Genomic DNA, 6,411 nt, shown 5'->3' on the forward strand with positions numbered 1-6,411 from the left:
GTGCCGGCGTTTTTCGTTGGCGAAGGCGGTGACCGAAAACCGTCATCGCCCTCCGCCTGGGGCTGGAATGAACCCTGCAGGCCTCTACACCGCACCGCGACATTCCGTCGCCAAGCCGGCGGGCCACTGGGCGTGTTTCCCCCGGCGGGCCATCCGGCCCGATCTTCGCGAGACCTGCATGGACGGCGACACAGTCATCACGGGAATGCCGTTTGCCGGCGAGGCGCACGCCTCGCGCCATCAGATCGTCCTGCGCCAGTTGTCGACGTGGTCGCCCGGCGCATTGGCCGCGCTGATCCACATCGATCTGCGCAACGTGCGCGACATCAACCGGCTCTCCGGCGCCGCGGAAGGCGACCGCCTGATCCGTCGCGTCGAACATGCCCTCCAGCAATGGAGTGCCGGCAAGGCCGTCACCAGCCGCCTGTGGAGCAACGAGTTCGTCGCCGCCAAGGCGGTGGACCACACGCAGACTGCAGGAGAGGAAGCCGCCCAGCTACGCGATCTGCTCAGCGAGCTGCACTACGACTCCGCCGTGGGACCCGCTCGCGTCGGCGTCTCGCTCGGCTTGTCGATCTATCGTCAGGGAGACGACTGGACCCGCGTCCTCGCCGAGGCCGGGCAAGCCTGCGTGCTGGCAAAGCGTCGCGGCCTGAACCAGATCGTCCGCTTCGGCAGCGGCGTGGTGGAAATGCCGATCTACAGTCCGTCCGCCGTCACCGAATTCCGCAGCCTGATGAAAGCGGGGCGCTTGAGTCTGCACGCGCAGCCGATCATGGACATCAGCGGCGAAGAACCACGCCTGGCCAAGGCCGAGTTCCTGATCCGCATGGAGCGCAACGGCGTCTACATGCCGCTCGCGGCCGGCGTCATCGAAACGCTGGAAAACTACGGTCTCGCAGCGGAGCTCGATCGCTTCAGTTCGACGTTCCTGCTCGACTGGCTCGACACGCAGCCCGCCATCCTGGATCGCGTCCACGGCCTGTCGATGAACCTTTCGGGCGCCAGCCTCGTCGACGGCCGCTTCATGGACGATCTCTACCGGGACGTCAGGAACGCGCGTCTGCCTGCCGGCAAGCTCTGCTTCGAAATCACCGAGACCGCCGCGATCCAACACCTCGACGTGGCCGCCGAGGTCATCGGCGCGTTCAAGGCCATCGGTTGCCGCTTCAGCCTCGACGACTTCGGATCCGGCCTGTGTTCGTTCGGATATCTCAACTCCCTGCCGGTGGACGAGGTGAAGATCGACGGCCGCTTCGTGCGCGATATCGCGCAGAGCGCGGTCTCGCAGGAGATCACGCGCGCCATCCACACCGTGGCCAAGGTCACCGGCAAGAAGACGGTGGCGGAATTCGTCGACGACACGCGAAAGCTCGAAGCGCTCAAGAAGATCGGCGTCGACTACGCGCAAGGCTGGCTGTTCTATCCCGCCGTGGCGCCGGAGAAGCTGCTGGAGTTGCTCGCCCTCTGACGGCCGCGTTGCGGCGATTCGCCGGTCTGACCGCCACCGCTCGCCGATCGACGCGCTCGGACGGAAGTGAACTTGCGGCCAGCGCGGCTCGGTGCGCCTGCTGGCTGCGTGCGCCGGCTACCCGGGATGAGCGCGATCGGGTTTGCGTGAAAGCGTGCGAGACCTCCTGCGCACCTCTCCTGCGTGCGGCTCGTCCCTCGTTCCGCTCATCCCGCGTGCCTCACGACGGCTTTTCCGGGTGAGGCGTGCCGAGGGATGCCGTGTATCACCGCCCGCAACAGACGATGGACCGGATGGAGCGAAGCTTCCTCAGAACAGCTCCACCGCTCCAGCCTGCAACGTCTCCTGCGCGACCGGCTTGTGCACCGGCGTACGCCAGTCGAGAGCGTCCTTTCCGTTGGCACCGTTGTGGGCGTGACCGTTGACCGGCGCGCCGGGAACCGGAGCACTGAACACGATCGGCGCCGAGGGTGCCGGCGACGGCGGCGGTGCTGACATCATCGCCTGCGGTGCTGCGACGGCGGCCGGCTGCATGTGCATCGGAGCGGTCATCGCATGCGGCATCGAAGCCTGCACACGTCCGGCCTCGGCGCCCACCGATTCGATGCGGCCCGCATGGCGGATCGCCGATCCCAGGGCCTGCGTGGCGATGTCCTCGAACTGCAGGCAGCGCACCGCCTGCCCGACGGCCTCGCGGATCTGGTCGCCAGCGCCGGAAACCTCGCGCATGCCCTCGTTGAGCAGCGTGTTGAGATTCTCCATTTCGCTGAGCAGCGTCGACACTTCCTGGCGGGCGCGATCGGTGGTGCCGCTGTCGCGGCTCGCCAGCTGGCCGACCGTTTCGCGAACCTGCGCGACGGCGTCCTTCGACGAGAACACGAGCTTGCGGATCTGTTCGTTGAAACTGGTCGAGCGCTCGGAAAGATTGCGCACTTCCTCGGCGACGACTGCGAATCCGCGTCCCGCCTCGCCCGCACGTGCCGCCTCGATGGCGGCGTTGAGCGCGAGCAGGTTGGTCTGGTCGGCAATCGTCTTGACGTCGCCGAGCAGTTCGAAGATGGCGTCGAGGTGCTTCACCATGCTGTCGATGCGCTGCACGCTCTGCGCGCTCTGGTGGCTGGCCTCCGACATCACGCCGACGAGGTTCTCCATCAGGGCGCCCGCACGCTGCGCGAACTGGCGCACGTCCAGCGCGCCGCCGGCGCCGCCGCGCCCGGTCTGCGACAGCACCTGCGAGACCGCCTGCGACTGGCGCTGCGCCTGTTCGTTCATGCGGCCGAAGGCACGCGTCAGGTCACGGATGGCCTCCCGCATCAGGCCGTTCACACGATCCACCTCCTGGCGGACGCCGCCGGCCTCGACGGTGATCCCGCTACGCAGCTCGTCGAGCCGGTAGCGGTGCTCGCCGTCGCGGGAGATCTGCGCCACCACCGCCGTTTCGGCCTGGTGCGCGCGGTCCGCGAGGCGCCAGCAGGCCCAGGCCCAGGCGCCCAGCGCTGCGGCAGCCGCCGGCATGGCGACGGAGTTGGGCGCACCACCGATCTGCACCGCCACATGTGCCGCCGTGGCGGCGGAAGGGACGGCCAGGACGCGCCAGAAGGATTCGATGAGGGATTTCGTGCTCAAGATGACTCTCCGCGAGATCAGGCCGCGCTACGCGCCGGAGTTCCGACACAGAGGTCGAGCAGCGCGTCAGCGATACGCGGTAGAGGCAAGACCTGTTCCGCGGCGCCGAGCTTGAAGGCAGAACCCGGCATTCCCCAGACCACGGAGGTCGCCTCGTCCTGGATGATCGTGTGGCAACCGGCTTCGCGCATCGCAAGCAGCCCGCGCGCGCCGTCGTCGCCCATGCCCGTCAGGATCGCGCCGATCGCGTTGGTGCCGGCGTTCTCGGCGACGGATTTCAGCAGCACGTCGCAGCTCGGCCGGTGCCGGTTCACCGGCGAGGATTGATCGAGCCGGCAGACGTAGCGCGCGCCATCCCGCACGACGCGCAGATGCCAGTCGCCCGGCGCGATGTAGACGTGGCCCGGGACGATCTGCTGTCCGTCCGTGGCCTCGCAGACCCGCATCGCGCAGCAGCGGTCCATGCGCGCGGCGAACGGGGCGGAGAACGCGGCCGGAATGTGCTGCGCGATGACAATGGCCGGCGCATCGGCCGGCATGCCCATCAGCACGTCCTTGATCGCCTCGGTTCCACCCGTCGAAGCGCCGATCGCGATCAGGCGTTCGGTCGTGCGCAGCATCTTGCGCGGTGAAGGACGGATCGCACTGACGCCGGACTTGTCGACGACACGCACCCGCGCGCGCGCCGCCGCCTTGATCTTGGCGGTCAGCTCGTCGGCGTACTGGCGGATGCCGGCCTCCAGGTCGATCTTGGGCTTGGTGACGAAATCGACGGCCCCGAGTTCCAGCGCCTGCAGGGTCGTCTCCGCGCCGCGCTCGGTCAGCGACGACACCATCACCACCGGCATCGGCCGCAGTCGCATCAGGTTTTCGAGGAACGTGAGGCCGTCCATGCGCGGCATCTCGACGTCCAGCGTCAGCACGTCGGGCGAAAGCTGCTTGATCTTGTCGCGCGCCACCAGCGGATCGGGCGCAGCGCCGACCACCTCGAGCTGCGGATCGCGCTCCAGGAATTCGGTCAGCAGCTTGCGCATCAGCGCGGAGTCGTCAACGACGAGGACCTTGATGCGATTCATGGGCGAGCTCCGGAAGCTGCAACGCAAAGGCGCAAAGGTGGCAAACGACGATAGTGGTTTGTCGCTTTTTCCCGCGAGCTTTGCGCCTTTGCGTTGAATTCGTTTTTCATGCGCATCAGAAAAGCTCCACTGAACCCGTCGTCGGAGATTCCTGCAGACGGGAGCGGTACATCCGCTCGCTCGCGAGAACCTCGGTGTCGTTGGCCGAAGGCAGGCGCTTGACCATGACCTTGCCGGTCTTCGGGAAGTAATGGACGCGTCGCGGGCAGACGTCGAACAGATCCTGTCCGTTGACCATCAGGCCCTCGTTGCGCAGGTAGTCGAGCACGAAGCGCCCGTTGCGCTCGCCGACGTTGTTGGCGGTGAACCCGGCCAGCACGGCGCCACCGCCGAAGACCTTGGTCTCCAGTCGCGAGCGGGAAGCGCCGTGCTTGAGCAGATCGTTGATCAGCATTTCCATCGCGTAGCTGCCGTAGCGGGCGGATTCGTTGCCCCAGCTGCTGGTGGCGCCGTCGCCGCCCGCGTCCGGCAGCATGAAGTGGTTCATGCCGCCGACGCCCGCCAGAGGATCGCGGATGCAGGCGGAGACGCAGGATCCCAGCACGGTCACCAGCATCACGTCGCGCTGCACCACCAGGTACTCGCCGGGCAGCACCTTCAGGGCCTGTGCGTTGAACTTCGGATCGAAGTAGCCCTGCGGCTCGGCCGATGGGCCTTCGCTGCGAGCCTTGCGGATCAGATACACGTCAGCTCACCCGATGGGCTCGTGCTGCAACCGGACCCGATGCGGCGGCCTCGTGCGCGTTGCGCGCGCTGCGCTTGTAGATCGTGCGGCCGATCGGCTGGATGACGTCGGCGGCGTGAAAGAAACTCTCGGAGTGGCCGGCGAAGAACAGGCCGTCGTGCGACAGCAGCGGAACCATCTTCTTGAGCACGGACAGCTGCGTGGGCTTGTCGAAATAGATCATCACGTTGCGGCAGAAGATGGCGTCGAACGGCCCCTTCATCGGATAGCGCGCGTCGAGCAGGTTGAGCTGGCGGAACGTCAGCAGCTTGCGCAGCGGCTCGACGACGCGACACTGCCCTGCGGTGCTGCCCTGCCCTTTCTGGAAGAAGCGCCGCTTGCGCTCCAGGCTCATCTTCTCGATCCGGTCGAGCGGATAGACGCCACGCTCCGCAGTGGCCAGCACGTTGGTGTCGATGTCGGTGGACAGGATCGCCACCGGCGGCGTCAGGCTGTCGTAGGCCTCGCAGGCGGTGATCGCCAGCGAGTACGGTTCCTCGCCGGTGCTCGCCGCCGAGCACCAGATGCGCACCTGCCTGTCGCGCGGCTGCTGGCGCAGGAAGTCGCGCAGCGCATCGAAGTGATGCGCCTCGCGGAAGAACGACGTCAGGTTGGTCGTCAGCGCATTCGTGAAGTCCTGCCACTCCTGTTCGCTGCCACCGGCCTCGAGTCCGTCCAGGTAGGTCTTGAACGAATCCAGCCGCAGCGCGCGCAGCCGTCGCGCCAGACGGCTGTAGACCATTTCCTCTTTCGACTCCGCGAGCGCGATCCCGGCCTTGCCGTAGATCAGCTTGCGCACACGTTCGAAATCGCGCGCGGTGAAGACGAAGTCGCGCGCTTCGGCTGGGGTGGTTCCGTCTGCCATGAGGTTCTCGTCGCTGCCTTGCTCCCTCTCCCCGCGCCAGCGGGGAGAGGCGGTTCCTGATACCGGAGGGACATCGAGTCACTCCGGTACCCGCAACCGGGGTGAGGGGCTCTCGCAGAACGAGGCACGCTCGACGTCTGGATGACGGCTGCCGAAGCTCAGAACTCCGTCCACTGCTCCCCACCCTTCTCCGCCGAGGCGGCCGGGGCGTGCTTGCCGTTCATCGATGCGCCGTTGGTACGTCGGGCGATCGGCGCCGCTGCCTTGGAAACCGGCTTGCCCACCGGACGCGCAGCGGGCCTGGCCGCCACCGTGATCGGTCGGGCCGGCTGGCGCGGTGCCGCTACGTGCTGCGGCGCGGCGTCGTCGGCGAGCTTGAACGTGTCGACCGACTGGCTCAGGCCACCGGCCTGCTCCTCGAGCGACCGGGCCGCCGCGCTGGCTTCTTCGACCAGCGCTGCGTTCTGCTGAGTGACTTCGTCCATCTGCGTGATGGTCTGGTTGACCTGCTCGATGCCCTGGCTCTGCTCCTGCGATGCAGCGCTGATCTCGGCCATGATGTCCGTCACGCGCTTCACGCTCGTCACGA

At 67.2% G+C, this 6,411-nt stretch carries 5 protein-coding genes and 1 pseudogene; 1 reads left to right on the forward strand and 5 read right to left on the reverse strand.

From position 1 onward, the window contains the following. The first annotated feature begins 178 nt into the window (after window positions 1–178). Window positions 179–1,471 carry an EAL domain-containing protein gene (locus tag DFR24_RS11480; RefSeq protein ID WP_162851162.1) on the forward strand — a complete coding sequence of 431 codons (1,293 nt, stop codon included), beginning with the start codon at window positions 179–181 and terminating at the stop codon, window positions 1,469–1,471. 309 nt (window positions 1,472–1,780) lie between these two features. Here the strand turns inward: DFR24_RS11480 and DFR24_RS24720 are convergent, their stop codons facing one another. From DFR24_RS24720 to DFR24_RS24725, 5 genes and pseudogenes are all read right to left on the reverse strand, one after another. Further along, entirely contained in the window at window positions 1,781–3,097 is a 1,317-nt protein-coding gene (locus DFR24_RS24720) for a methyl-accepting chemotaxis protein (protein WP_133881391.1), read from the reverse strand. Window positions 3,098–3,114: 17 nt separating this feature from the next. Next, a complete protein-coding gene (locus DFR24_RS11490) occupies window positions 3,115–4,173 on the reverse strand; it encodes a protein-glutamate methylesterase/protein-glutamine glutaminase (protein WP_133881392.1) in 1,059 nt (352 codons plus the stop codon). A gap of 115 nt (window positions 4,174–4,288) precedes the next feature. Further along, window positions 4,289–4,918 carry a chemoreceptor glutamine deamidase CheD gene (cheD, locus tag DFR24_RS11495; RefSeq protein ID WP_133881393.1) on the reverse strand — a complete coding sequence of 210 codons (630 nt, stop codon included), beginning with the start codon at window positions 4,916–4,918 and terminating at the stop codon, window positions 4,289–4,291. Window position 4,919: 1 nt separating this feature from the next. Continuing rightward, window positions 4,920–5,822, reverse strand: coding sequence for a CheR family methyltransferase (locus tag DFR24_RS11500; RefSeq protein WP_133881394.1), 903 nt, complete (start codon window positions 5,820–5,822; stop codon window positions 4,920–4,922). A 158-nt stretch (window positions 5,823–5,980) separates the two neighbouring features. Beyond that, a pseudogene (locus DFR24_RS24725) lies at window positions 5,981–6,411 on the reverse strand (hypothetical protein); the annotation flags it as partial.

Source organism: Panacagrimonas perspica, from assembly GCF_004364935.1.
Taxonomy (GTDB): domain Bacteria; phylum Pseudomonadota; class Gammaproteobacteria; order Nevskiales; family Nevskiaceae; genus Panacagrimonas; species Panacagrimonas perspica.